Consider the following 26,941-nt stretch of genomic DNA (forward strand, 5'->3'; position numbering starts at 1 on the left):
TACAACATATAATGAAACGCAGTGAACTTGGTCGGTTAGTTCGAGTCATATTTACTGATGTCATTCATACCTTCTGTTTTTAACGCAGAATCTCACAGGAAAGTACAATGCCAGATAACAACCAAGCTCTAAAGGAAGCAGGTCTTAAAGTCACCTTACCTCGATTAAAAATTCTCGAGGTACTGCAACAACCAGACTGCCAACATATCAGTGCCGAGGATTTATATAAGAAACTGATCGATCTTGGTGAAGAAATTGGCCTTGCAACGGTTTATCGTGTTTTGAACCAATTTGATGACGCAGGTATCGTAACTCGTCACCATTTTGAAGGTGGAAAGTCTGTTTTCGAACTATCAACTCAACATCACCATGACCACCTTGTTTGCCTTGATTGCGGTGAAGTGATTGAATTTACCGATGACCTTATTGAAGAGCGACAAAAAGAAATTGCTGCTAAATATAATGTCGTGCTAACAAACCATAGTTTGTACCTGTACGGTCGCTGTGCTAGCGGCAATTGTAAAACAGAGACTAACGCACACAAAACTAAGTAAATTTTATAGTTCACTTGCTGCTTATTTTAGTTTGATACAAATAAAAACGCACCTCATATGAGGTGCGTTTTTTATCGGCCAATCAAACTAATAAGGCGAGAAAGCTCTCACCTTACATGGATATATTGGCATAAATATATTGCTTATTGAGCGTCGATTTTAGCCCAGGTATCGCGTAAGCCAACTGTACGGTTAAATACTAACGATTCTGGAATAGAATCTTTAGCATCAACACAGAAGTAGCCAGTACGCTCAAACTGAAAACCAACTCCTGCTTCAGCATTGGCCAAGCTGGGCTCCACATAAGCTTTCTTAACAACTAAAGACTCAGGGTTAATCGTCGCTGCAAAGTCATCCGCCGCTGCAGGGTTTGGTACAGTGAAAAGACGATCATATAAACGAACGTCAGCCTCTAGGCCTTTTTCAGCTGAAACCCAATGGATAACACCTTTTACTTTACGGCCATCACTTGGATTTTTACCCAAAGTTTCTGGATCGTAAGTACAGTAAATCGTCGTTACGTTACCTTGCTCATCTTTTTCAATACGATTCGCTTGGATCACATAAGCTCCGCGTAGACGAACTTCTTTACCAAGAACTAAGCGTTTATATTTCTTGTTTGCTTCTTCACGAAAATCATCCGCTTCAATCCACACTTCACGTGTAAAAGGAACCTCACGACTCCCCATTTCAGGTTTATTCGGGTGATTTGCGATCGTCAATACTTCTTCACCTTCAAAGTTTTCAATTACCACTTTGACCGGATCAAGTACCGCCATTGCACGAGGTGCATTTTCATTTAGATCTTCACGAATACACGCTTCCAGTGAACCAAACTCAATCATGTTATCTTGCTTAGTCACACCAATACGTGAACAAAACTCGCGAATAGAGCCCGGAGTAAATCCTCGACGGCGTAAACCAGAAATCGTTGGCATACGTGGGTCATCCCAACCAGTCACTAATTTCTCAGTGACTAATTGGTTGAGTTTACGCTTAGACATAACCGTATATTCTAAGTTTAAGCGGCTAAATTCGTACTGATGTGGTTGTGATTCAATCGTAATATTGTCTAAAACCCAGTCATATAAACGGCGGTTGTCTTGAAATTCCAGCGTACATAATGAGTGAGTAATACCTTCTAACGCATCAGAAATACAATGAGTAAAGTCATACATTGGGTAAATGCACCACTTATCCCCTGTTTGATGGTGATTGATAAAACGCACACGATAAATCACAGGATCGCGCATAACGATAAACGAAGATGCCATATCAATCTTAGCACGCAGACAAGCCTTACCTTCTTCAAATCCACCATTACGCATTTTCTCAAATAACGCTAAGTTTTCTTCCACACTGCGGTCGCGGTATGGGCTATTTTTTCCTGGCTCTTTTAACGTGCCACGATATTCACGAATTTCATCAGGGGTCAGCTCATCAACATAGGCTAAACCTTTTTCAATCAACTCTACAGCGTAACCATATAGCGCATCAAAATAGTTAGATGAGTAGCAGATCTCGCCATCCCAATTAAAACCTAACCAATTCACGTCTTGCTTGATTGACTCAACGTACTCAATGTCTTCTTTCGCTGGGTTAGTATCATCAAAGCGAAGGTTACACTTTCCCTGGTAATCTTGTGCCAAACCAAAGTTTAAACAAATAGACTTAGCATGCCCAATATGCAGATAGCCATTAGGTTCTGGTGGGAAACGGGTATGAATCCCTGTGTGTTTGCCATCCGCTAAATCCTTATCAATAATTTGACGGATAAAGTTAGATGGTCGAGCCTCAGCTTCACTCATCGATAGTACCTCAATAAATATAAGAGTCTTTTTATAATTAGGGCTAATGATCCACAATTCTAGCCCTTTACACAACTAGAAGTGATATTTTCTTTATTAAAAAGACCAAAAGTCTTCCAAGCCGTCAAAATTCACGCTTTTACTATTGGCCACATTTTGCAACAGGATAAAAAAAGGCTCCACAATAGGAGCCTTTATCTGGACAAGTTGATTACCAATTACGGTAGGACAACATCCGATAAATCATCAGAAGCCGGGATAGCTTTCATCTCACCTGCAACGATTTCAGCAAGTGGACCAAGAATAACTTGAAGGTTATTTTCACCCAATTTCACAACACCTTTTGCGCCAAGCTTTTTCAATACCGCTTCATCTACGATTGAGCGATCCTTCAATGTTAAGCGTAAGCGAGTGATACAAGCATCAATCGTCGTCACATTACTGTGACCACCTAACGCTTTTAAGTATTGGCGAGCAACCGCACCTGAAGGTTTCTCTGTCTTGTCAGCAGAAGCAGACACTTCTTCATCTTCACGACCTGGCGTTTTCATGTTGAAAACTCGGATTAAGAAGCTGAAGATAAAGAAGTAAGCAACACCAAAACATAAACCAATAACGAGTAGAGTCCAAGGTTTAGTTGCTAGACCCCAGTTCAATCCAAAGTCGATTAGACCCGCAGAAAAACCAAAGCCATGTAACGTGCCAAACATGTTAGCAACCACTAAAGATAGACCCGTTAATACTGCGTGTACTGCATACAAACCAGGTGCTAGGAACATGAACATGAACTCTAGAGGCTCTGTAATACCTGTTAGGAATGAACAGAAAGCAACTGAGAACAATGCACCAGCAACTTGGCTACGGCGCTCAGATGGAGCCGCTAGATACATAGCTAAAGCACCAGCAGGTAGACCAAACATCATGATAGGGAAGAAACCATTCATGAATACCCCAGCCGATTTGTCACCGCCGAAGTAACGGTTCAAGTCACCGGTTTTAACAATATCTTTCACGCTATCAACAACCGCTGTAATTTCTGGTGTTACTGCATTTTTAAAGGTAAATGTGTGTTCTTGGCCTACTATTAGCGTTTTAGCAACCGCAGGATCAACACATAATTGGTGAATATTAGAGAACGCACCAGAAGCCGTTACCATGATTTCTTGACATGAACCCATGCCAAACCAGAAGTAAGAATTAAGTACATGGTGAAGACCCACAGGAATTAAGGCACGGTTCAATGTACCGTAAATAAATTGACCAATTGCGCCAGACGTTGAAATGCTATGAGCTAAAGCATCAAGACCATGTTGAACTGCTGGCCAAACCACACCAAAAATAGCGCCAGCAACTAATGCGACTAAACCTGACATAATTGGTACTAAACGACGACCAGAGAAAAAAGCTAACCATTCTGGTAAACGAGTAGCATGGAATGCGTTGTAACAATGCCCTGCAATGATACCAGCAAAAATACCGCCGAAGAATGACATATTAACTTCAGCATCGATTTGTTGTGCTGTTGCAGTTAATACAAAGTAAGCAACGGCACCGGCTAAACCAGCCGCACCCGCACCATCTTTAGATAAACCAATTGCAATACCTAAACCAAATAGTAAAGGTAATTGGCTGAAAATAGCATTACCGGCTGATGCCATAAATGCGATGTCTAACAGGTCAGGTTGACCCAGACGAAGTAGAAGCGCTGCAACAGGTAATGTTGCAATAGGTAACATCAACGCTTTACCTAGTCTTTGTGCATATCCAAGTATATTCACCGTAATTCCCCCCTATAGGATTGGTAAAATTCGTATCACTTATTTTTCTTAAAGAATTTAGTACAACGACAGTCTATTCGATTAATTTTGGCCCGCAAATTAAAACCCTATTATTTGTGATCTTTATCAATAGTTATTTGCGAGTTTGCGTCATTCTTGTGAAGGATTTATCTTATTTATACTGGATAGTTTTCAAAACTTATTTTATCATGCAAAATAATGAAGTGAATATCCTATTCTAAATTTTATTTTTGTCCTATAAGAGGTGTACTGTGAGACTAATTCCACTCGATAATGCAAATGAAGTTGGCCTATGGTCAGCTCGCCATATTATAAATAAAATCAACAAGTTCAACCCAACAGAAGATCGTCCTTTTGTTCTTGGTTTACCGACAGGTGGCACACCTCTAATGACTTATAAGCAGCTAATTAAACTACATAAAGCTGGCGAAGTAAGTTTTAAGCACGTTGTGACATTTAACATGGATGAATATGTTGAATTAGCAACGGATCATCCTGAATCTTACCGTTCATTTATGTATGAAAACTTTTTCAACCATATTGATATTCAAGAAAAAAACATCAACTTACTCAACGGCAATACCGATGACCATGAGGCTGAGTGCAAGCGTTACGAAGATAAAATCAAGTCCTACGGTCGTATCAACTTATTCATGGGTGGTGTAGGTAACGATGGCCACATTGCATTCAATGAACCCGCTTCTTCTCTGTCTTCACGAACTCGAATTAAAACACTGACTGAAGATACACGAATCGCTAATTCACGTTTCTTTAATGGTGATATTAGTCAAGTACCTAAATATGCGCTAACTATCGGTGTTGGTACGTTACTAGATTCTGAAGAAGTTATGATTTTGATCACAGGCCACAATAAAGCACACGCTTTGCAAGCGGCGGTCGAAGGCTCAGTCAATCACCTTTGGACGGTATCTGCTTTACAACTGCATGCAAAATCAGTAATTGTGTGTGATGAACCTTCAACTCAAGAGCTTAAAGTAAAAACGGTTAAATACTTTAAAGAACTTGAAGCAGAAAATATTAAGAACTTGAAATAGAGGATGCCGACTATGTATGCTCTGATAAATGCAACAATCTACACAGGTCATGACGTACTTACAGAGCATGCTGTGATAGTGGATGCAGGTAAAATTCAATCTATCGTTAAAATGGATGAACTACCAAAAGAGATAGAGATTCACGATCTACAAGGCGCAAATCTTAGTCCAGGTTTTATCGATCTACAGTTAAATGGTTGTGGCGGCGTAATGCTGAATGACGCAATCACCGCCGATACCATGCATATCATGCACAAAGCCAATTTAAAATCTGGCTGTACTAGCTTTTTGCCAACATTAATCACATCCTCTGATGAAGATATGCAACAAGCTATTTCTGCAGCTCGTGAATATCAGCGACGCTACCAAAACCAATCATTGGGATTACATTTAGAAGGTCCTTACCTTAATGTGCTGAAAAAAGGCATCCACCGTCCTGATTTTATTCGCAAATCAGATGATGAGATGATCCAAACGATTTGTGATAACCACGATGTGATAGCCAAGGTAACCTTAGCACCAGAGCAAAATGAACCAGCGCATATTCAACGTTTAAGAAATGCAGGTATCGTTGTGTCCATCGGCCACACTAACGCTACTTACCAAGAGGCTCGTCAAGGTTTTGCTAATGGTATTACATTTGCAACACACCTTTTCAATGCAATGACTCCGATGGTTGGACGTGAACCAGGTGTTGTAGGTGCAATCTACGATACTTCAGAAGTTTATGCTGGTATTATTGCTGATGGCTTCCATGTAGACTATGCCAATATCCGAATCGCCCATAAAATCAAAGGTGATAAGCTAGTATTAGTGACGGATGCCACAGCTCCAGCAGGAGCTGACATGGATCACTTTATTTTTGTGGGTAAGAAAGTATATTACCGAAATGGTAAGTGTGTTGATGAAAATGGCACACTTGGTGGTTCAGCTTTAACCATGATTGAAGCCGTACAAAATACGGTTGAGCATGTAGGTATCGCTTTAGACGAAGCACTGAGAATGGCCACGCTTTATCCTGCACGAGCAATCGGCGTAGAGAGACAGCTTGGTGAAATCAAACCGGGAATGGTCGCAAACCTCACTGTGTTTGATCGTGACTTCAATGTAAAAGCGACGGTTGTTAACGGACAATACGAGCAGACATAGAATGAATGGCGGACAAATTGGTAATGTAGATTTAGTCAAACAACTTAATAGCGCGGCAGTATATCGCCTAATTGACCAACAAGGTCCAATTTCGAGAATACAAGTTGCCGATGTTAGCCAACTAGCCCCCGCCAGTGTCACTAAGATCACTCGCCAACTACTTGAGCGAGGATTAATTAAAGAAGTAGCACAACAAGCCTCCACTGGGGGTAGGCGTGCTATTTCTTTAACTACAGAAACGACCCCTTTCCATTCCATCGCTATTCGTTTAGGCCGAGACTACATCCAGTTAAGTATCTATGACTTAAGCGGCCATGAACTTGCCAATCATCACGCCTCTTTTAAATATGATAAACAACAAGATTTATTTGATGGTTTAGTCCTACATACCAAAGCATTCATCAATCAACACAAAGATACTATCGAGCAATTAATTGCTATTGGTGTCACTCTTCCTGGCTTAGTTAACCCTGAGACTGGGGTAGTTGAATACATGCCAAATACCGAGATCGATAACCTTTCTTTAGGTAAATTATTAAGCGATACATTTGAAGTTGAAACCTTTGTCGGTAACGATATTCGAGGATTAGCACTGGCTGAACATTATTTTGGTGCAAGTCGTGACTGCCAAGATTCCATCTTAGTGAGTGTTTATCGAGGCACTGGTGCAGGTATCATAGTTAACGGTCAAGTATTCTTAGGCTCTAACCGCAACGTAGGTGAAATCGGTCACGTACAAATTGAACCACTAGGCGATCGCTGCCAATGTGGTAATTTTGGTTGTTTAGAAACCATTGCCGCCAACCCTGCAATTATTGCTCATGTACAATCACGACTTGATCAAGGCTTCCCCTCAAGCTTATCTCGTGTCGATAAGCTTACCATGAGTGTGATTTGTGAACATGCAAATCAAGGAGATGACCTAGCTAGCCAAGCACTTATCCGTGTTGGCCACTACCTAGGTAAAGCCATCGCCATGACGGTTAACTTATTTAATCCACAAAAAATAATTATCGCAGGTGAACTGGTCAAATCGAAAGATATTATCTTTCATGCCATTCAACGAAATATTGAAAGCCATTCACTAACCGCTTTCCACAAAAACCTTCCGATTGTGGAATCCAAACTGTATGAGCAGCCTACCATTGGGGCATTTGCTATGATCAAGCGCGCAATGCTTAATGGTGTATTACTACAAAAATTACTGGGCGAATGAGATAAATAACACACTCTTTGAGTGCTTAAGTATATAATTCCGACGGGTATATCAATTGATATTCCCGTTTTTTATTTTAGGGAAAGGAATATTATATGGATCTCTTGCTTATTATCGCCGCTTTTGTTTCCGGCTTTATCGCGCTCAAATGCAGCCTTCCACCATTAGTCGGCTTTTTAATTGCAGGGTTTGGCTTGCAGTATGCAGGCTTTACTAGTAACGAAACCATATCGACATTATCCGATTTAGGTGTCACTCTTTTGCTATTCACTATCGGACTAAAGCTAGATGTGAAAACCTTACTCGCGAAAGAGATTTGGGCCAGTGCAACCTTGCATAATTTACTATCTACAACTTTTTTCACTTTAACTCTACTAGGCCTAAAGACTATCGGGATAAGCCTATTTAGCGATGTAGACACCACTCAAATACTGCTACTTGGTTTTGTATTATCCTTTTCCAGTACCGTATTTGCGATTAAAAGTTTAGAAGAAAAAGGCAGCATGAATTCCACCTTTGCCACCATATCAATTGGCATCTTGATCATGCAGGATATTTTTGCCGTACTTTTTCTTACCATTTCAACCGGTAAACTACCTGAATGGTATGCACTCGCGCTGTTTATTCTTCCCTTTCTTCGTCCTCTTTTTTATAAAATCCTCGACAAATGTGGTCACGGCGAGATGCTTGTCTTATACGGTTTTTTTATGGCGCTAGTCATGGGGGCTGGGCTTTTCAATCTCGTGGGAATGAAGGCAGATTTAGGTGCATTAATTTTAGGTATGCTGCTTGCAGGTCACTATAAAGCATCAGAGTTATCTAAATCTCTCTTTAACATTAAAGAACTATTCTTAGTTTGTTTTTTCTTAAACATTGGTTTATCTGCTCCACCTACTTTAGACGGCTTTATTCTTGCTCTGCTATTGCTTTGCTTATTGCCAATTAAGGGCGCGCTGTACTACGTCGTCATAAACCTATTTAAATTCCGTGTACGTACATCTTTACTCGTTTCACTTACCCTACTTAACTACAGCGAATTTGGACTCATAGTCTCAGGACTTGCTTATAAACTCGGTTGGTTACCCGACGAAATGATGATCGCGATTGCTATGGCTGTCTCTTTATCTTTCATTATTGCTGCGCCAATCAATAGTATGAGCCACAAAATCTATCGTTACACATCGCACTGGTTAAGAGATCAAGCGGATGAAAAACTGCACCTTAAAGACAAACGTATTAACCCTGGCCATGCCCAAGTCCTTATTCTCGGCATGGGCCGCATAGGTACAGGTGCTTACGATGAAATTCGTACCCGTTATGGAAAAATCAGCTTAGGCATAGAAACTCGATCAGATGTTGTACAAACACATAAAACCAGTGGTAGGAATGTCATCCAAGGCGATGCAACCGATTCTGATTTCTGGGAGCGCATCCTTGATATTGCCAATGTAAAGTTAGTATTACTTGCTATGCCCCATCATCAAGGGAATCAATCAGCACTCGAGCAGTTAAAAGCTCGTAACTACCAAGGGAAAATTGCGGCGATTGCCGAATATCCAGATCAGGTGGTTGAAATGACGGAAAATGGCGTAGATGCTGCCTTTAATATTTATAACGAAGCTGGTGCGGGTTTTGCTCGCCATGTATGCGACAAACTCAATCCACAATTCAAGACAATGCAACCCGGCGATTGGGATACAAGTAATAATTTAACTTAGTATCCATCGAATCGGATAAAAACCGACCAAGAGTGGATAGAATCTATAAATATATCGATTTTGGTGAATTCTATTCACACAAATTACTTTTATGTAATTAATTTAATAATGATTGGTTGATTTTTTTGTTGGTCATGGCAAATTGGATTCAACAGATTAAATTAACTCTAATAAACGACTAGAAGTTTAAAACGGATTTTAAGGAAGAGAATATGTGTTCAATATTTGGCATTTTAGATATTAAATCGGATCCCACCCCACTACGCCCATTGGCGCTAGAAATGTCTAAAAAGCTTCGTCACCGAGGTCCAGACTGGTCAGGTATCTACGCTTCAGATAAAGCGATTCTAGCTCACGAGCGTCTATCTATCGTAGGTTTAAACAGCGGCGCACAACCTCTGTATAGCGAAGATAAAAAACACATCTTAGCGGTCAATGGTGAAATTTATAACCATAAAGAAATTCGTGCTCGCTATGCTGACAAATTTAACTTTCAAACCGATTCTGACTGTGAAGTTATCCTAGCGCTATACCAAGAATTAGGTGAAAACTTATTAGAAGAACTAAACGGTATCTTTGCTTTTATCTTATATGATGAAGAAAAAGACAAATACTTAGTTGGTCGTGATCACATCGGTATTATCCCTCTTTATCAAGGTTACGACGAACACGGTAACTACTACGTAGCATCAGAGATGAAAGCACTAGTTCCTGTTTGTAAAACCATCAGTGAATTCCCTCCAGGCAGCTACTACGGTTCTGATGATGCGGAACCTGTCCGCTACTACCAGCGTGATTGGATGGAATATGCAGCCGTACAAGGTAACTTAACGAGCAAAGAAGACTTAACTCAAGCACTAGAAGATGCAGTCAAACGTCAGCTAATGACGGATGTACCATACGGCGTATTACTTTCTGGTGGCCTTGACTCTTCTATTACTTCTGCGGTTGCCAAACGTTTTGCTGCCATGCGTATCGAAGATGACAGTCAATCTCAAGCTTGGTGGCCACAACTGCACTCTTTTGCGATTGGTCTAGAAGGTGCACCTGATTTAAAAGCCGCTCGTGAAGTAGCTGATAAGCTGGGTACTGTTCACCATGAAATGACCTACACGGTTCAAGAAGGTATCGATGCCATTCGTGACGTGATTTATCACATTGAAACTTACGATGTTACTACGATTCGCGCTTCTACCCCAATGTTCCTACTCGCACGTAAAATTAAAGCGATGGGGATTAAAATGGTTCTTTCTGGTGAAGGCGCCGATGAAATCTTTGGTGGTTACTTGTACTTCCACAAAGCACCAAATGCTAAAGAGTTCCATGAAGAAACGGTACGTAAGCTACTTGCTCTTAACATGTTTGACTGTGCCCGTGCTAACAAATCATTAGCGGCTTGGGGGGTTGAAGGACGTGTTCCATTCTTAGACAAAGAGTTTATCGATGTTGCAATGCGCTTGAACCCTGAAGACAAGATGTGCGGTAACGGAAAAATGGAAAAACACGTTTTACGTGAATGTTTTGAGCATTACTTGCCAGAGTCGATCGCATGGCGTCAAAAAGAACAATTCTCAGATGGCGTTGGTTATAACTGGATTGATTCTTTAAAAGCACAAGCAGAAGAGAAAGTAACTGATCAGCAACTAAAGACTGCAGCATTTAAATTCCCATACAACACACCGACAACTAAAGAAGGTTATGTATACCGTGAGATTTTTGCGGAATTATTCCCTCTAGAATCAGCAGCGGAATGTGTACCGGGAGGACCATCTGTAGCCTGTTCATCAGCCACTGCGATCGAATGGGATGAATCATTTAAAAACAACGCCGATCCATCAGGTCGCGCCGTGAAAGCAGTCCATAACGACGCTTATTAATCCCAATCTTTCTTGCCTAAAGGTTTGAATGATAGATCTGAATTCTGCATCCTGAAGCCACTGGGTATATAATAAAAGCCTACCGCACATGAGTGTTGGTAGGCTTTATCAATTACAGAGCTAATCTTAAAAAATCACCTCTAACTATTTGTTGAAATTATTCCGATATTATTTACGCCACTCCACGTCACTATTTTCAACCCTTACTTCAACCTCTTGATTTATCAGTGTTATAAGCAAAATTGATCGTTTTTCACCATCAGGCTCTTGATAAATAGCTTTAAGCCCAGAAAATTGGCCAGATTTTATTTGAATGGTTTCACCTTTTTTAGGTATTTGTTTTTCTAATAATTCTTCTTGATAAATCCGACACTGTAAGTGTTGAATCAAAGCCCCTGATACTTTATGTGGTTTACCGCCAAAGCGAACAAAATCCATCACACCTCTGGTTGAACGAATAGTCGTAAAGCTAAGGTGCTCTTCATCTTCTAATGCGATAAATATATAAGAAGGAAACAATGGCTCCATGACTTGTTTCCTTTTTCCTCTTAGGATTTTTTCTATTTCAATTTCAGGGTAATAGCACTCGACGCCTTGGTTTTCCAAATGCATTTTGGCCCTTTTTTGCTCACCACGCTTACAATACAATAAATACCAAGACTTCATACAATCCATACCCTAGAAAATTTTATCTATTCTAACAGTTATCCCTATTAGTAATAAATGATGAAATCTAATCGCAACACATTACAACATTAACTTACACTTTACATTACCGCCAATCTTGCAACCTGGGAGGTTATTTTGTAATCAAACAATAAATAAATGATAATTTGATGGCAAATTAGGATTGTGATTTTGAAATTTGAGCTGTATATATAATGTAACATTAGATTCTGTGATCTAAAGCATAATTAAAACTAATGCTAAATGTAAATCGATATGACAATTTAAAAATCTTATTTATCGGTCACCAGCACAACATTATATGGCAAATATAACCTTCATTATAAAGCCACCACACAAATGGAAACTCACATGACAACACAACAAGTCACTGTTTCAAAGACTAAATCATTTATGACTGTGTCCATGATTGAATTATGGGAACGATTTGGTTACTACGGCATGCAAGCACTAATCGTTTACTTCATGATTCAACGCCTAGGGTTTGAAGATTCACGCGCAAACTTAGTATGGGGTGCTTGTGCCGCATTAATTTATGTTTCACCAGCAATCGGCGGCTGGATTGGCGATAAGATCTTAGGTACTAAACGTACTATGATCATGGGGGCATTTATTCTGGCTCTTGGTTATGCCTTAATGACACTGCCGTCTGAAAATACTTGGGTACTCTTTTTTGCACTAGGTGTTATCGTCGTCGGTAATGGTATGTTTAAACCAAACGCTGGTAACCTTGTACGTAAAATATACGAAGGTGATGATTCTAAAATCGACAGTGCGTTTACTATCTACTACATGGCGGTAAACATTGGTTCAACGATTTCGATGTTATTAACGCCTTGGGTGAAAGACTACGTCAATGACAATTATCACAATGAATTCGGTTGGCATGCAGCATTTGCGGTGTGTTGTGTAGGCTTATTAGTCGGTTTGGCTAACTTCTTCGTAATGCGTAATACTTTAGGCGCTTACGGTTCTGAACCAGATACTAAACCTGTCGATGGTCGTAAACTTACTTTCGTTCTATTGGGGTCGATAGTTGCTGTTGCAATTTCTGCGGTTATTTTAGAATATCAAACTCTTGCTCGTATATTTGTTTACCTTGCGGGTATCGTTGTTTTAGGTATTTTCACTCATCTAATTCGTAGCAGCGAGCAACATGAGCGTGCTGGTCTTATTGCTGCACTCGTTCTGATCATACAAACGGTTTTCTTCTTTATTTTCTACCAACAAATGTCTACGTCATTGGCTCTATTTGCACTACGTAACGTTGATCTGAACTTCACTGTTTTTGGTAGCCATCTATTAACTTGGTCTCCAGCACAGTTCCAGGCATTGAACCCTATTTGGATCATGCTACTCAGTCCTATTCTTGCTTTGATTTATTCAAAAGCTGGCGCAAAAAATAAGGACCTTTCTATTGCTGCGAAATTTGCTCTAGGTTTTGCTGTCGTAGCAGTTGGCTTCTTTGTTTATGGCTTTGCAGGTAACTTTGCAGTAAACGGTAAAACAACGTCTTGGGTGATGATTATCGGCTACGGTGCATACTCTCTAGGTGAATTATTAGTAAGTGGCCTGGGCCTTGCGATGATTGCTCGTTATGCTCCTGAGCGTATGGGGGGCTTTATGATGGGGGCTTATTATGTTGCTTGTGGTATTTCTCAATACTTAGGTGGTGTTGTGGCTAACTTTGCTAGCATTCCAAAAGGTATGACTGAACCATTAGAAACATTGGCTATCTATACGACCCTATTCAACAAACTAGGTATGGCTGCAGTAGTTTGTACTTTTATGGCATTAGCTGTTCTACCGTTAATGCGCCGCCTTGATAAAAAACACCAAGGTATTCAGTAATTAACTACCGACCATAGTTACTAACTGAATCCTCAACGTGTAAAAAATACCGCACAATTCAACTGAACTGTGCGGTATTTTTATGTTAGATAGCCAGATAAATTCAATACATTATTGCGTAGAACGAATCAAGTCAGCCATCATTTCAATATGCTCATCCGAGTCGTTTAAACATTCAATATAACGGTAGGCTTGCCCACCAGCTCCTTGATAGATGTCTTTACATTCAATGGCAATTTCTTCCAAGGTTTCGATGCAATCACAAGCAAAGGCCGGTGAAATAACATCTAAGGTGGCAAGTTTCTTATCCGCTAAATTTTCGAGCGTTTTATCGGTATAAGGTTGTAGCCACTCTTCTTTACCAAAGCGGGATTGGTAACTCATGCCTATTTGCTGTTGCGATAAGCCAAGCTCAAGACGCAACAACTCTGTGGTTGTTTCACAGTGCTTCGGATAAACATCACCTTGATTGGCAAGACGCTGTGGGATCCCATGATATGAACACAGTAGATAGTCACCTTGCCCATGCTGCTGCCAGTAATCGCGAATCTTACTTGCCAGCGCTTTAATGTATAAAGGGTGCTGATGATAATCACGAATTAAGTGATAACCCGGCAAGGCAATCATTTTACTCAAACTACGTGATAGCGCATCGGATACCGCCGCGGTGGTGGTACTCGAATACTGAGGATATAAAGGCAGTACGGTAATCGTATCGCAGCCCTGCTCAATCAGCTTATTAATGCCACTTTCAATACTAGGGTTACCATAAGTCATCCCTAGCTCTACCGGGAGTGTGAGCCTCTGTGCAAGCTTTTCGGCTTGGCGCTTTGAATACACCATTAAAGGTGAACCTTCATCCATCCAAACTTGTTGGTAAATCTTAGCTACTTTGGGTGAGCGCAACGGTAAAATCACGCCATTAAGTAAAGGCCACCAAAGTAACTTCGGGATGCTCACAACGCGTTTATCACTCAAGAAAGGTTTTAAAAAGTCTTTAACCCCTTTAGCAGATGGGGATTCTGGCGTTCCAAGGTTGACTAATAAAATGCCTGTTTGGCTTGCGACTGATTTGCCCATCCTCGACCTCTACAAAAAGATATAAAAAAAGCGACATTACGAATAATGTCGCTCAATATAACAAAAATCTTACTTAGTCACTTATCTATTTTGCCTATCAAATCAATCGTAAAATAGACACTACAGTGAGACTAAAAATTAAGATAATGCTTTTTCGATGTCAGCACTTACTTCTGAAACCTGCTTAGTACCATCAAATTTCAAATATTGAGTGTGACCCGCTTCTGCTTCTTTATTGTAGTAAGCGATAAGAGGAGCCGTTTGCTCATGGTAAACACCTAGGCGAGCACGTACTGTCTCTTCTTTATCATCATCACGTACTACTAGATCTTCACCTGTTACGTCATCTTTACCTTCCACTTTAGGTGGGTTGTAAGTCACGTGGTAAGTACGGCCTGATGCTAGGTGAGCACGACGGCCTGCCATACGATCAACAATCACGCTGTCAGCAACGTCAAATTCGATCACATAATCCACTTCAACACCAAGTTCTTTCAAGCCATCTGCTTGAGGGATAGTGCGTGGGAAACCATCAAGTAAGAAACCTTTTTCACAATCCGCTTGTGCAATGCGCTCTTTGATAAGACCAAGAATAATGTCATCAGAAACGAGTTGACCCGCATCAATAACCGCTTTCGCTTGCTTGCCCATTTCAGTGCCTGCTTTAATTGCAGCACGTAACATGTCACCAGTTGAAATTTGTGGAATACCAAACTTGTCCATGATGAATTGAGCTTGAGTACCTTTACCAGCACCCGGAGCACCTAAAAGAATGATGCGCATGTATATTCCTCTTATTTAAAATTTTTATACCGAAGCTCACTGTAATGAATGTAAAACAATGGAGACACTGCGGTAAGTTTCGGTATAAGGATGAAGTCAGCATATCCCTGTTGTATCAAAAAATACTGACCTATTACAAAACTAGGGCCAGAATTTTACCACAAATTCCAGCCCCATTTCATTTTTACTTAATAAGAAGTGCGTTGATTGCACCAACAAAGTGACTTGGATCTTCCATTGCGCCGCGTTCTGCAAGCATAGCTTGGCCAAGTAACACTTCAACCCAACGGCCAAAGGCTTCTTCATCTGCTTCATCTGCCATACGTTTCACTAACGCATGATTAGGGTTTAGCTCGAAGATATACTTCACTTCAGGCACTTCTTGTCCAGCTGCCGCTAACAGTTTTGCCATCTGTGTACCCATTTCATAATCATCAGTCACTACAACCGCAGGCGTACTCGCAAGCTTGAAGGTCGTGCGAACTTCTTTTACTCGGTCACCCAAATAATTTTTAGTACGCTCAACAACCGATTTAAACTCTTCTTCCTTTTCTTTCTGCTGCTCTTTTTCGGCTTCATCTTCAAATTTAGACAGATCTAAACCCGCTTTAGTGATTGCTTGGAATTGTTTGCCATCGAACTCAGTTAAGTAATTCATTAACCATTCATCAATACGGTCAAACATAAGAATCACTTCCAGACCTTTCGCTTTAAATTGCTCTAGGTGTGGGCTATTTTTTGCCGCAGCGTAGCTATCAGCCGTTAGATAATAAATTTTATCTTGACCTTCTTTCATACGCTCAACATAAGAAGCTAAAGATATGGTTTGCTCTGAATTATCAACATGAGTCGAGGCAAAGCGCATTAAACCAGCAATTTTCTCTTTATTTGAGAAATCTTCTGCCGGGCCTTCTTTTAGAACAAGACCAAATTCTTTCCAAAAGCTTTGGTATTTTTCTTCATCACGGTTGGCCATTTTTTCCAACATGCCAAGAACACGTTTAGTGCACGCACTTCTTAACGATTGAGTGATCTTGTTATCCTGCAAAATTTCACGAGATACATTTAATGGCAGATCGTTAGAATCAATTAAGCCTTTTACAAAACGTAAGTAAGAAGGCATAAACTGCTCAGCATCGTCCATAATAAAGACGCGTTGTACATACAGTTTCAAGCCGGCTTGATGATCTCGATTCATCATATCCCAAGGTGCTTTCGATGGGATATATAACAAGCTAGTATAATCGTTCTTACCTTCAACCTTGTTATGGCTCCAGGTCAATGGATCGGCAAAGTCATGCGAAACATGCTTATAGAACTCAATATACTCTTCATCATTGATCTCGCTTTTCGCGCGCGTCCATAATGCTTGAGCTTTGTTGATTTGCTCCCAAGACGCTTCTTTTTTAGTGACTTTAGTGCCATCTTCATTTTCTTCGCCAGTTTCAACATCTTTTTCTGTCCAAATGGATACTGGAATACCAATATGGTCAGAGTACTTACCAATCACATCACGCAGACGATATTCATTTAAGAATTCTTTACCTTCTTCACGCATGTGCAAAATAATATCAGTACCACGTGCTTCTTTGGTGATGTCTTCAATTGTGTAATCGCCTTCTCCCGCAGAATGCCACTGCACTGCTTTATCTGCAGGTAGGCCTGCCGCGCGCGTGCGAACCGTTACCGCATCCGCCACAATGAAAGCCGAATAGAAGCCAACACCAAATTGACCAATGAGTTGTGAATCTTTACTTTGGTCTTCTGATAATTTAGAAAAGAAATCTGCCGTACCTGATTTCGCAATCGTTCCTAGGTGTTCAATGACATCTTCACGTGACATACCAATACCATTATCAGAAATAGTCAGCGTATTGGTTTCACTATTGAAAGAGAGTTTAACGCCTAGATCGGCATCACCTTGGTACAAATCTGCATTTGATAATGCTTGAAAACGTAACTTATCAGCTGCATCAGAGGCATTAGAGATTAGCTCTCGCAAGAAGATTTCTTTATTAGAATACAGAGAGTGAATCATCAAATGCAGTAGTTGTTTTACTTCTGATTGAAATCCACGTGTTTCTTTATTTGTTGTCATTGTATCGCTCATTAGAACTCCACTCTTGTTTGTACAGATGGTATTACAAAGCTGTTTGTTAAAAACTTACTCTACAAATTTGGGCTGGCGAATATAAATTCAAGGTGAAAATTCATCAAAACCGTGTTTTTCTTATCACTTTTCATTATCATGAAGGTGAAAAATATCACAAAATCTAAATTTCGCTAATTTTTAGCTATGCGAAAAATCGATTTCAACCAATTTTTGCTACTGAGAACACCTAAATGACCAATATAGGCACTAAATATATTCTTGCCCAAAAGTTCATATTCGATCCTTATAGCAACACGCTAAGTGATCTAAATGATGACAACAATATCGTACGTTTAGGAAGTAATGAAAGCCGCATACTTTTAATCTTAATTGAAAACTCAAATCAAGTAGTGAGTCGTGATCAACTACACGAGTATGTATGGCGAGACCAAGGATTTCAGGTCGACGATTCAAGCCTTACTCAAGCAATTTCTACGCTTAGAAAAATGCTACAAGATTCAACGAAATCTCCTCAATTTGTGAAAACGGTACCAAAACGAGGTTATCAATTGATTTCTTCGGTCGATATTGCCACCCAATCACAAGCACATGAAGTAGCCGATAAAGTTGAAGCTCTGAATTTGAAAGATGACTCAACGACTACTCATAATAAAGAAGAAGTAAAACAAACGGTTCAATCAAGTCAAAGTACTACTGCAAGTGCGAAAGTAACATCACCGAAAACAGATACAACGTTCCCAGCTTGGCTTTATTTAGTTTGGGCTCTCATCGTTCTATTACCACTTTTAGCGTGGGTGAGTGAAATTCCTAATAGCAATGAGTTGACTAAAATTGAAATGGAAAGTGATATTCCGCTTTTTGTGCCGACAAACCAGCCACAAATCGATCAATGGTTACCGATTATAGAAAGATGTACCAAGGCTTATCAAAAACATGTTCCGACTCCTCTCTCTCGAGTGATCGCAACCGGTGGTGAAAGTGAACATATTGCTTTGAATTATATCTATCCACTCAACGCTACCGAACAAAATAAAACCATCGTATTGTTTGTTAACCAAACGAATTTTGAATCCCTTTGTCAATAGAGGCGACCATGAAAAAAACAATATCGATTATCGCACTTGTTGTAGCTCTAATAGGTTCATGGAACTATTGGCAGGGTGATATCAAATTAAAACAAGAGCTGACCTCAAGAGAATGGCAATCCAAAACGATTGCTTATATGAACTTTTGGGACCAAAAAGTTCAGCACTTAGATAAGGCAAGTATTTCATCAACTGTTAAGTATCTGCCAAACCAGACATATATCAAAAACTCGACGCTAGTTTTTACTAGTAAAGATATCGAGCAGCCAGTAGAAATCATCATTTCAGAATCTGGTAGCTGGGAACTTAGCGACCATTACTTAATAATTAATGAGAGCGAGTTTAAAGATATTTCGACTACTCCGATCACTCAAATCACACCAAAGCAAGTCGAAAAACTGAAAACGCTATTTAAGATTAATGCTCAGCAAAGCCGAAAAATCGATGTGGTCAATAAACGCACTTTATTGCTCACCAGCTTAGCGCACGGCTCAACCGTTTTATTCTCTCAATAAAATTTCCTACGAATAGCACAAGGGCAAGTTAAGTGTTGCCCTTTTTTTTACCTAACTTTTCTGATCCAACATTAGATTGGAGTTCTATATGAAAGCTAAAATTGAAATCTTTTACTGTCGCCAATGCAATTGGATGCTGCGTGCTTCGTGGTTAAGCCAAGAACTACTTCATACTTTTAGCGAAGAAATAGAAAGTGTTGCTCTACATCCAGATAGTGGTGGTCGATTTGAGATTGTCTGCAATGACCAAGTTATTTGGGAAAGAAAAGCAGATCATGGATTTCCCGAAGCAAAAGTTCTCAAACAACGAGTTCGTGACATTATCGCTCCAGATAGAGCCCTAGGGCATAATGATAATAAATAGTTGATTAAAATTTACTGCTTGAAAACTCACACTATTACAATTACCACGAACGGCCATAATATGGGATTTATACTAACAGCTCTAAATCCTGCATCTTGAAGTCACTTAGGTATAATGGTGACAAACAAGGAGAAGTTATGCATATATTAATCACTGGAGGAACAGGGTTTATCGGCTGTGAGTTAATTAAACATCTCACAGGCCATCAAATTACTGTACTGACACGCTCACAAAAAAAAGCCAAATCAGCCTTACGACATGCTGACTTTTCAAACATTGACTATATCAATAAATTATCTAGCTTCTCAGATCTTAATCATATAGATATCGTGATCAATCTTGCCGGTGAGCCGATTGCTACAAAGCGCTGGTCATCTACTCAAAAACAAAAAATATGTCACAGCCGCTGGAATACAACACAGCAACTTGTTGATCTCATCAAAAAAAGTAACTCGCCACCAAAATGTTTCATTAGTGGCTCAGCAGTCGGTATCTATGGTGATAAAAGTCAGCAGCATGTGTATGAGAATACTCCTCTTGCTAAAGGTGGTTTCCCTTTCAAAGTTTGTCAACAATGGGAGTCTATTGCACTACAGGCACAAAGCGATAAAACACGAGTATGCTTATTAAGAACAGGCATAGTACTCGGTACTGAAGGTGGCGCTTTGGCCGCTATGCTACCACCATTCAAGCTTGGTGTTGGCGGTAAAATGGGGAATGGTGAGCAATATATACCATGGATACACTTGCAAGATGCAGCCCGCGCAATTGCATACTTAACCAATCATCATAAAGCCAATGGCATTTTCAACCTAAGTGCGCCTCACCCTGTTACCAATCTCGTATTTAGTAATAGCTTAGCAAAAATATTAAAACGTCCAGCCATAATAACAACGCCTCAATGGGTAATGAAATTCATCATGGGTGAATCATCACAATTACTCTTTGAGAGTGTGCGAGCTAAACCAAAACACCTAACGGAACTTGGTTTTATATTCACTTTCTCTCACTTCGAGTCCGCACTAAAGCAAATTTTGCATGCTCGAGAAAACTAATCTAACAAATTTAATCCCTTCAATAATTGTATGTCATTAAACCTTAATATTTATGTGTCATTATTCAAAAATAGAGAGGCGTATCATGGAGTAGTTTAATGACCCTCAACCAGCTTAACTGGCTGTGTATAGCCATTGTATGTACTATTTTTTTGATGTTCTAATGACAGAAAAATTTTTCGAGTATTAATTTAAAACTCAAACAAGCAGCTTTCACCTTTATCTTATTATCTTACTACCTTGAATTATCACGCTCGTGACCTCATTGTTATATAAATGATTTAGGTCCCCGAACCTACTCCCCCCAAGTGACTTCAAGGATATTGAAATGCAGCCAGAATTCATCATTGAACTTAATGAACAAAATTTCCGCTCAACGATAGAACTTTCGCAACAACAACCGGTTCTTATCCAGTTTTGGGCACCATCTGTGGCTGAAAGCACTACTGTTATCAACGAATTACAAACACTAGCCAATCAATATCAAGGTGCATTTACTCTCGCTTTTCTTAACTGTGAAACAGAGCCCAATTTAGCCTCTCAATTTGGGGTTCAATCTCTCCCAACGATTGCTTTGTTTTCTAATGGCCAAGCAGTCGATGGCATGGCTGGGCCTCAAAATATTGAAACCATCACAACTATGTTGGTGAAACACCTTCCAAGCCCGGAAGATTTGACTCTTAAAACGGCCATTGAAGCAATGGAAAATAACCAACATCAAGAGGCCTTAACCTCACTACAAGCATTACCGGAAAACTACACTTCACGTGGTGATATCAAGCTCGCGATTGCCGACTGTTTATTAGAGACACAACAGTTTGATCTTGCTAAAACACAATTAGCCAATATTCCACTTGAATATCAAGATAATTATTACAAAGGCTTGGTGGCAAAATTAGAGTTACATGAACAAGCGGCAGACAGCCCCGAAATTCAAGCGCTAGAGTCACAATTTGCAGAAGAACCGATGAATCTAACATGCCTATGTGATTTAGCACTACAATATCATCAGGTTGCACGAGATGAAGAAGCGCTGCAATTATTGATGGGGGTTTTGAAGAAGGATCTCCATGCTCATGATGGAGAAGTTAAAAAGGTGTGCATGGATATTTTATCTGCACTAGGACAAGGAAATGCACTCGCTTCTAAATACCGTAGACAACTTTATTCACTGCTATACTAGGCGTGGCATGTCACGTATTATCAAAGACTATACTTTAGACTAAAGCAAGATTATTTCTGGTTGCCTTTCAAGTTATCAATAATTGGGCAATCAGGATTATCATCTCCCGGGCAATCATCGATCCACTGAGTCAACTGCTTCTCGATCTGTTGCAATTGCGATAATTTTTCTCTTACCTCAATCAGCTTTTGCTTAGCCGTTTCTTTTACATCACAACTATGACGAATAGGATCATTCGCCAGTTCAACTAAGCTTCTACACTCATCTAAGCTAAACCCAACCATTCGTGAACGCGCGACTAATTTAAGCTGTTCAACAATTTCCTCAGTATAATATCGATAACCATTTTCAGCCCGCAATGGTAAGTTAATCACATTTTTAGATTCATAAAAACGAATAGACTTTGCCGACAACCCAGTTAATTTTGCTACTTGGCTAATGTTCATGATTACCCTCCAAAATAAAATCGATCATAAACAAAAGGTTCATAATCGATTCAAAGTATACAATGTAGAGCTAATGAATTAACGTAAGAATATTACTCAACTTTCAGTAACCAAGTGAGAATTTTACTTCTTTGCTCTTCAGATGCCTTCTTATACCAGTAGGCCAACATTTCACTTGGCTTACCCATTGTTTTTAGGTCTGAAGAAACTTGTTTTCGATTTTGAAAAGCCCAAGATGAGAAGGCTTCTTTTTCTGCTTGCTCAGCTTCTTGATACCAGTATTCAACCATTTCTTGTGGTTTACTGATTTCAGATTTAGGTGTTACAACTTGAAGAGTCGAATTACTGTATTCTGCCCCTTCATTAAAAATAGCTTGGATATAACCGGCTGGTATTTTGTAGTCAACGACTGAAGAATCATTTGATGTTGCTATTTGATATTCAAGACCTTCTACCTTAGCTTTCTCTAAAGTCACCATATCAATAGGAAATGTCACATACTGCGTTGTTGTACAATTATCATTACAAGTTTCGCTAGTAACTTTATAAGCCTTGAGTGGTACACTTTTTCCACGGTAACGAGCTTCTTCATAAAGATTATATGTTTTAAAGTATGTCATACTCATCGCTACATATGACGATTCGATATTGGTTGCACCATGCTTGGGAAAAATAGCGGTAATATTCGCGGCACTATTTAATATCTGACTGTTATTAACTAATATATCACTTGTTGTAAAAGCTTTTCCTTTAATTTCAGTAAAATTCGAGCGTTCTTTCACTGATTGAATCGCATCGGAATAGTCACCATCATCTGCAAAGTTTGCACATGATGCTAAAAATAACGTGGACAACACCAAACATATCTTTTTCATAAATTCACCTACGCTATAAAAAGAAACGCTGGCCTAAGCCAGCGTCAGGTTCACGTATTATACCGATAAAAAAGGATTAAAAACCGTATTCAATCCCAACACGTGTCACAAGATCTGTATCATTCGTTGTAGCATCTTGGTGCGTTTTACGACCTGCAACGCGAATATAAGGAACAAACCCATTAATAGTCATCATTAACTGACCAGAAATAGTGCTTGCGTCATCATCTTGCTCAATACCACCTTTATCTGAATCTAGGTTCGCAGCATAGCCTAACTTAAAGCCAATATTGTCGTACCAGTACTGGCCAATAATCGAGTAAGAGTCTTGAGATAGATCATCAGCACTATTTGCAGCATTGACTTCTTCATGCTTAAACGCAGCAGAAAGACCAAAACCCGCCGGAAGTGCTAGGTCAAAACCAGCGATGTAAGCAAAGTTATCATTGCCTTCTACGCCTTTAAAGTTATTACCAGCTTCAACCGCTCCTAATAATGTTAATTTATTTATTGTATATCTAGCGTTCAGACCACCAAAATAAGAATCACGTGTAGCTTGTCCCCCCCCAAAGTCTCCAGAATCTCGACCTACAGAGGCAGCAAAAGTAAAGCCTCCATAATTCAATGAATCATATCGAATTTGGTTAGATTGACGATCATAAGTCCCTTGAACACCGCCCCAATCAAATACACTACCTAAGCCAGGATTAGAGAAAGGCCAGTCAACAATTTCATACATTGGTGTCAACATACGACCAAATCGAACTTTACCCCAGCTATCACCTTGTAGACCAACAAATGTATCACGGAAACCAAGAACACCACCTGGATTACCACCTTGGCCCCAATCAGTATTATCAACATAACCTGATTCGATTTGCATAAAGACATTTAAACCATCAACAATATCTTTACCTGCTCGGAAACCAATACGTGATTCATTTTCAATTACAGATCCCGTGCTATCACTACGCTTATCTGTAACGTTGTAATTCACAACAGAAATAGCGGCTACGCCGTATGCTTCAACAGTAAAATCGGAGTTAATACCAATTTCAGCCGCGTTAGCTGTACTAGCAAATGCTGCAGCTGAAACTATAGCGCCGAGTAAAGTACGTTTAAAAATTTTTTCCATGGAAAAGCTCCTAAAAAATGGACATAGCTGTTTTTATTTAACCTTGAAGCTTTAAGTGGCCGCCGAAAGCAACAAGGTATCCTTCCTATTAATTTGCTTAGTAAACTAACTAAACAAAAATTTTATGTTTTTAATGTTCGCACACAATGTGTGTCCACGTGCTTAAGACTAACTTCGCTACGCAAAACATCAACAATAAGTTAATTTTTTAACAGAAAAACATGAGCGAGTGCAAAGTTCCCTAACATTGGTGATCAATATCACAAAGTAACAATAAAAATATAAATTCTATAAATCAATAATTTAAATATGAATATACAAGATAACTAAATATAACTACACCACAAAGTATTCACGAGGCCAGCTCCTCTGTCGAACATAAATAAATAAGCCAAATATAAGAAAACATTGATTAAGCAATAAATACAAAAAAAGGCCCCTGATTAGGAGCCTTTGAAAAAATAGTGACTTAATTAACGATTTAAATAAAGATTAATCATTCAATATTGCTAATAGCTGCTCTTCCGTTTGGATCTCGACGCCTAGCTCCTGAGCCTTAGTTAGCTTAGATCCTGCTGCCTCTCCGGCAAATAGAATATCCGTTTTCTTCGATACACTTCCCGCTACTTTCGCCCCTAGTGCCTGTAGTGCTGCTTTAGCATCATTACGATTTAATTGGCCAAAAGACCCTGTGATTACTATGGTTTTATCTTTAAGAGGTAATAAATCAGGATCGGAACTGACTTCAACTTCAGGCCAGTGAATTCCTTGACTTATAAGGTCATCAATCACTTTTTGATTATTTTCTTCTGAAAAGAAGTGTACGATATGCTCAGCCACAACTTGACCCACATCGGGTACTTCAATCAAATTATCTTTGGTGGCAACTCTCACTTTCTCTAAAGTGTGGAAGTGTAATGCAAGATTTTGCGCTGTCGCTTCACCAACTTCACGGATCCCTAATGAATAAAGAAAACGTGGCAATGTTGTTTCCTTGGCAGCTTCTAAGGCGTTGACAATATTCTGTGCCGACTTAGGCCCAAGTCTATCTAAAACCGTAATCACGCCTGCAGATAACTTGAATAAATCCGCAGGTGTTTGAACCATTTCTTTTTCGACTAGTTGCTCAATCACCTTGACGCCGAGTCCGTCCACATCCATCGCTTTACGTGACACAAAGTGCTTCAATGCTTCTATTCGTTGCGCTTGGCAGATCAAACCGCCAGTACAACGAGTAACCGCTTCACCTTCAATTCGCTCAACTTCCGAATGACACACCGGACATTGAGTCGGATAGATAACACGAACAGCATCTTCAGGGCGTCGGTCAGACACTACACCAACAATTTTAGGGATCACATCGCCAGCTCGGCGAACAATCACCGTATCGCCAATATGCACATCCAAACGTTCAATCTCATCGGCATTATGTAGCGTGGCATTACTGACCGTCACGCCACCGACATAAACTGGTTCTAGTTTAGCAACAGGAGTCACCGCCCCGGTACGCCCCACTTGAAACTCCACATCATTTAAACGTGTCATTTCTTCTTGAGCTGGAAACTTATAAGCAATCGCCCAGCGAGGTGCTCGGGCAACAAAACCTAATTCTTCTTGTAAGGCAATGTCATCTACCTTAATCACTACTCCATCAATTTCATAAGCAAGCTCACTACGACGCTGCAAAATATCTTGGTAATACGCTTTTACCTTTTCCAGCCCTTCAACCACTTTTGTCTCAGGACACATAGGTAGTCCCCAAGATTTTAGAGTTAAAAAACGTTGATAATGGCTTTGCGGTAACATGCCTCTTTCAACAATGCCAACACTATAAGCATAAAAGCTTAATGGTCGGGTTGCGGTCACTTTAGAATCGAGCTGGCGCAAACTACCGGCCGCTGCATTACGCGGGTTAGCAAACGGCTTAGTACCATTTTTTAACGCTTTTTCATTAAAGGTATTAAAACCATCCAAAAGCATGAAAACTTCGCCGCGTACTTCAATACGCTGTGGCCAATTATCACCTTGTAGTTTAAGTGGAATCGATTTGATGGTTTTTACGTTGGCGGTGATGTTTTCACCGGTAGCACCATCACCACGAGTCGCCGCTTGAACTAAAATACCGTTTTCATAAAGCAAGCTCACTGCCAGACCATCCAATTTAGGCTCACAGCAATACGTATCACATTGTTTGGTTTTTAAACGAGTGGCGATCTTTTTATGGAAGTTATCTAACTCGGATTCTTCAAATGCGTTGTCTAATGAAAGCATAGGTATTTCATGTTTTACTTGGATGAAGCCATCAAGCGGTTTCCCGCCCACTCGCATTGATGGAGACGAATCAGAAGCTAGCTCTGGATTTTCTTGTTCTAATTCGATTAACTCTCGCATTAATCGGTCATATTCTGCATCGGTAATTTCAGGGTTATCTTCGACGTAATAACGGACACCATGGTGATGAAGTGTCTCTCTTAATTGCTCTATTTTGCGCTCAACTTCGCGATTCATAGTCTTTACCTGATCGTACTTATTTATTAAAAAAGGCCCCTATGAAGGAGCCTGAATCTTCGTTTCTAGTATTCTTGCATTATCA

Annotated in this window: 22 protein-coding genes; 12 read left to right on the plus strand and 10 right to left on the minus strand. The window is 39.9% G+C overall.

Features of this window, described 5'->3' with window-relative positions; translation table 11 throughout:
- Positions 1-107: 107 nt before the first annotated feature.
- Entirely contained in the window at positions 108-554 is a 447-nt protein-coding gene (gene fcrX / locus ACE3G9_RS09925) for a ferric iron uptake transcriptional regulator FcrX (protein WP_417879228.1), read from the plus strand.
- A gap of 143 nt (positions 555-697) precedes the next feature.
- On the opposite strand, the gene glnS is transcribed toward fcrX, so the two are convergent.
- Together glnS and nagE are read right to left on the minus strand one after the other, a co-directional pair.
- Positions 698-2,362 (minus strand): glutamine--tRNA ligase, encoded by a 1,665-nt coding sequence (gene glnS / locus ACE3G9_RS09930; RefSeq protein WP_449219038.1) that lies wholly within the window; start codon positions 2,360-2,362, stop codon positions 698-700.
- A gap of 218 nt (positions 2,363-2,580) precedes the next feature.
- On the minus strand, positions 2,581-4,140 hold the full coding sequence (gene nagE, locus ACE3G9_RS09935; protein ID WP_449219039.1) for an N-acetylglucosamine-specific PTS transporter subunit IIBC: 1,560 nt from the start codon (positions 4,138-4,140) through the stop codon (positions 2,581-2,583).
- A gap of 272 nt (positions 4,141-4,412) precedes the next feature.
- Between nagE and nagB the strand changes: the two genes are divergently transcribed.
- The 5 genes from nagB (at position 4,413) to asnB (ending at position 11,176) form a co-directional block, all read left to right on the plus strand.
- Positions 4,413-5,216: a glucosamine-6-phosphate deaminase gene (gene nagB / locus ACE3G9_RS09940; RefSeq protein ID WP_417879231.1), complete on the plus strand. Its 804-nt coding sequence runs from the start codon at positions 4,413-4,415 to the stop codon at positions 5,214-5,216.
- Between the two features lie 12 nt (positions 5,217-5,228).
- The gene (gene nagA, locus ACE3G9_RS09945; protein WP_449219040.1) at positions 5,229-6,365 is read left to right on the plus strand and encodes an N-acetylglucosamine-6-phosphate deacetylase; all 1,137 of its coding nucleotides are present in this window, start codon (positions 5,229-5,231) and stop codon (positions 6,363-6,365) included.
- A 1-nt stretch (position 6,366) separates the two neighbouring features.
- On the plus strand, positions 6,367-7,581 hold the full coding sequence (gene nagC / locus ACE3G9_RS09950) for a DNA-binding transcriptional regulator NagC (RefSeq protein WP_417879233.1): 1,215 nt from the start codon (positions 6,367-6,369) through the stop codon (positions 7,579-7,581).
- 95 nt (positions 7,582-7,676) lie between these two features.
- Entirely contained in the window at positions 7,677-9,299 is a 1,623-nt protein-coding gene (locus ACE3G9_RS09955) for a cation:proton antiporter domain-containing protein (RefSeq protein WP_417879234.1), read from the plus strand.
- A 212-nt stretch (positions 9,300-9,511) separates the two neighbouring features.
- Positions 9,512-11,176, plus strand: a complete 1,665-nt coding sequence (gene asnB, locus ACE3G9_RS09960; protein WP_417879235.1) for an asparagine synthase B — start codon at positions 9,512-9,514, stop codon at positions 11,174-11,176.
- A 168-nt stretch (positions 11,177-11,344) separates the two neighbouring features.
- On the opposite strand, the gene rfaH is transcribed toward asnB, so the two are convergent.
- Entirely contained in the window at positions 11,345-11,842 is a 498-nt protein-coding gene (gene rfaH, locus ACE3G9_RS09965) for a transcription/translation regulatory transformer protein RfaH (RefSeq protein WP_449219041.1), read from the minus strand.
- Positions 11,843-12,214: 372 nt separating this feature from the next.
- Here rfaH and ACE3G9_RS09970 point away from each other — a divergent pair, with 372 nt between their 5' ends.
- Positions 12,215-13,714, plus strand: coding sequence for a peptide MFS transporter (locus ACE3G9_RS09970; RefSeq protein ID WP_417879237.1), 1,500 nt, complete (start codon positions 12,215-12,217; stop codon positions 13,712-13,714).
- Between the two features lie 111 nt (positions 13,715-13,825).
- On the opposite strand, the gene hemH is transcribed toward ACE3G9_RS09970, so the two are convergent.
- From hemH to htpG, 3 genes are all read right to left on the minus strand, one after another.
- Complete coding sequence (gene hemH / locus ACE3G9_RS09975) at positions 13,826-14,794, minus strand: ferrochelatase (protein WP_417879238.1); 969 nt, start codon at positions 14,792-14,794, stop codon at positions 13,826-13,828.
- Positions 14,795-14,932: 138 nt separating this feature from the next.
- Positions 14,933-15,577, minus strand: a complete 645-nt coding sequence (gene adk, locus ACE3G9_RS09980) for an adenylate kinase (RefSeq protein ID WP_449219042.1) — start codon at positions 15,575-15,577, stop codon at positions 14,933-14,935.
- A 184-nt stretch (positions 15,578-15,761) separates the two neighbouring features.
- Positions 15,762-17,687, minus strand: a complete 1,926-nt coding sequence (gene htpG / locus ACE3G9_RS09985; RefSeq protein WP_449219043.1) for a molecular chaperone HtpG — start codon at positions 17,685-17,687, stop codon at positions 15,762-15,764.
- Positions 17,688-17,920: 233 nt separating this feature from the next.
- Between htpG and ACE3G9_RS09990 the strand changes: the two genes are divergently transcribed.
- The 5 genes from ACE3G9_RS09990 to ACE3G9_RS10010 all read left to right on the plus strand — a co-directional run bounded on the left by ACE3G9_RS09990 (position 17,921) and on the right by ACE3G9_RS10010 (position 21,892).
- On the plus strand, positions 17,921-18,775 hold the full coding sequence (locus tag ACE3G9_RS09990; protein ID WP_449219044.1) for a winged helix-turn-helix domain-containing protein: 855 nt from the start codon (positions 17,921-17,923) through the stop codon (positions 18,773-18,775).
- An 8-nt stretch (positions 18,776-18,783) separates the two neighbouring features.
- A complete protein-coding gene (locus ACE3G9_RS09995) occupies positions 18,784-19,290 on the plus strand; it encodes a regulatory protein ToxS (protein ID WP_417879242.1) in 507 nt (168 codons plus the stop codon).
- Between the two features lie 88 nt (positions 19,291-19,378).
- Positions 19,379-19,654: a SelT/SelW/SelH family protein gene (locus ACE3G9_RS10000; RefSeq protein ID WP_417879243.1), complete on the plus strand. Its 276-nt coding sequence runs from the start codon at positions 19,379-19,381 to the stop codon at positions 19,652-19,654.
- Between the two features lie 137 nt (positions 19,655-19,791).
- Positions 19,792-20,709 (plus strand): TIGR01777 family oxidoreductase, encoded by a 918-nt coding sequence (locus ACE3G9_RS10005; RefSeq protein ID WP_417879244.1) that lies wholly within the window; start codon positions 19,792-19,794, stop codon positions 20,707-20,709.
- 328 nt (positions 20,710-21,037) lie between these two features.
- A complete protein-coding gene (locus tag ACE3G9_RS10010; RefSeq protein ID WP_417879245.1) occupies positions 21,038-21,892 on the plus strand; it encodes a co-chaperone YbbN in 855 nt (284 codons plus the stop codon).
- A gap of 50 nt (positions 21,893-21,942) precedes the next feature.
- Here ACE3G9_RS10010 and cueR read toward each other — a convergent pair whose 3' ends face one another.
- The 4 genes from cueR to ligA form a co-directional block, all read right to left on the minus strand.
- A complete protein-coding gene (gene cueR / locus ACE3G9_RS10015) occupies positions 21,943-22,338 on the minus strand; it encodes a Cu(I)-responsive transcriptional regulator (RefSeq protein ID WP_417879246.1) in 396 nt (131 codons plus the stop codon).
- 92 nt (positions 22,339-22,430) lie between these two features.
- Entirely contained in the window at positions 22,431-23,213 is a 783-nt protein-coding gene (locus ACE3G9_RS10020; RefSeq protein WP_417879247.1) for a hypothetical protein, read from the minus strand.
- Positions 23,214-23,289: 76 nt separating this feature from the next.
- Positions 23,290-24,348 carry a porin gene (locus tag ACE3G9_RS10025; protein WP_417879248.1) on the minus strand — a complete coding sequence of 353 codons (1,059 nt, stop codon included), beginning with the start codon at positions 24,346-24,348 and terminating at the stop codon, positions 23,290-23,292.
- Positions 24,349-24,840: 492 nt separating this feature from the next.
- Complete coding sequence (gene ligA, locus ACE3G9_RS10030; RefSeq protein ID WP_449219045.1) at positions 24,841-26,856, minus strand: NAD-dependent DNA ligase LigA; 2,016 nt, start codon at positions 26,854-26,856, stop codon at positions 24,841-24,843.
- Between the last annotated feature and the right edge of the window lie 85 nt (positions 26,857-26,941).

This window comes from Vibrio sp. E150_018, assembly GCF_053544035.1.

Coding starts and splice junctions, on each gene's coding strand:
- glnS (WP_449219038.1), bottom strand. CDS start 2,362: ATGAGTGAAGCTGAGGCTCGACCATCTAACTTTATCCGTCAAATTATT.
- htpG (WP_449219043.1), bottom strand. CDS start 17,687: ATGAGCGATACAATGACAACAAATAAAGAAACACGTGGATTTCAATCA.
- ACE3G9_RS10025 (WP_417879248.1), bottom strand. CDS start 24,348: ATGGAAAAAATTTTTAAACGTACTTTACTCGGCGCTATAGTTTCAGCT.
- ligA (WP_449219045.1), bottom strand. CDS start 26,856: ATGAATCGCGAAGTTGAGCGCAAAATAGAGCAATTAAGAGAGACACTT.
- ACE3G9_RS10020 (WP_417879247.1), bottom strand. CDS start 23,213: ATGAAAAAGATATGTTTGGTGTTGTCCACGTTATTTTTAGCATCATGT.
- ACE3G9_RS09970 (WP_417879237.1), top strand. CDS start 12,215: ATGACAACACAACAAGTCACTGTTTCAAAGACTAAATCATTTATGACT.
- ACE3G9_RS09955 (WP_417879234.1), top strand. CDS start 7,677: ATGGATCTCTTGCTTATTATCGCCGCTTTTGTTTCCGGCTTTATCGCG.
- ACE3G9_RS09995 (WP_417879242.1), top strand. CDS start 18,784: ATGAAAAAAACAATATCGATTATCGCACTTGTTGTAGCTCTAATAGGT.
- ACE3G9_RS09990 (WP_449219044.1), top strand. CDS start 17,921: ATGACCAATATAGGCACTAAATATATTCTTGCCCAAAAGTTCATATTC.
- nagC (WP_417879233.1), top strand. CDS start 6,367: ATGAATGGCGGACAAATTGGTAATGTAGATTTAGTCAAACAACTTAAT.
- ACE3G9_RS10005 (WP_417879244.1), top strand. CDS start 19,792: ATGCATATATTAATCACTGGAGGAACAGGGTTTATCGGCTGTGAGTTA.
- fcrX (WP_417879228.1), top strand. CDS start 108: ATGCCAGATAACAACCAAGCTCTAAAGGAAGCAGGTCTTAAAGTCACC.
- ACE3G9_RS10010 (WP_417879245.1), top strand. CDS start 21,038: ATGCAGCCAGAATTCATCATTGAACTTAATGAACAAAATTTCCGCTCA.
- asnB (WP_417879235.1), top strand. CDS start 9,512: ATGTGTTCAATATTTGGCATTTTAGATATTAAATCGGATCCCACCCCA.
- cueR (WP_417879246.1), bottom strand. CDS start 22,338: ATGAACATTAGCCAAGTAGCAAAATTAACTGGGTTGTCGGCAAAGTCT.
- adk (WP_449219042.1), bottom strand. CDS start 15,577: ATGCGCATCATTCTTTTAGGTGCTCCGGGTGCTGGTAAAGGTACTCAA.
- ACE3G9_RS10000 (WP_417879243.1), top strand. CDS start 19,379: ATGAAAGCTAAAATTGAAATCTTTTACTGTCGCCAATGCAATTGGATG.
- hemH (WP_417879238.1), bottom strand. CDS start 14,794: ATGGGCAAATCAGTCGCAAGCCAAACAGGCATTTTATTAGTCAACCTT.
- nagA (WP_449219040.1), top strand. CDS start 5,229: ATGTATGCTCTGATAAATGCAACAATCTACACAGGTCATGACGTACTT.
- rfaH (WP_449219041.1), bottom strand. CDS start 11,842: ATGAAGTCTTGGTATTTATTGTATTGTAAGCGTGGTGAGCAAAAAAGG.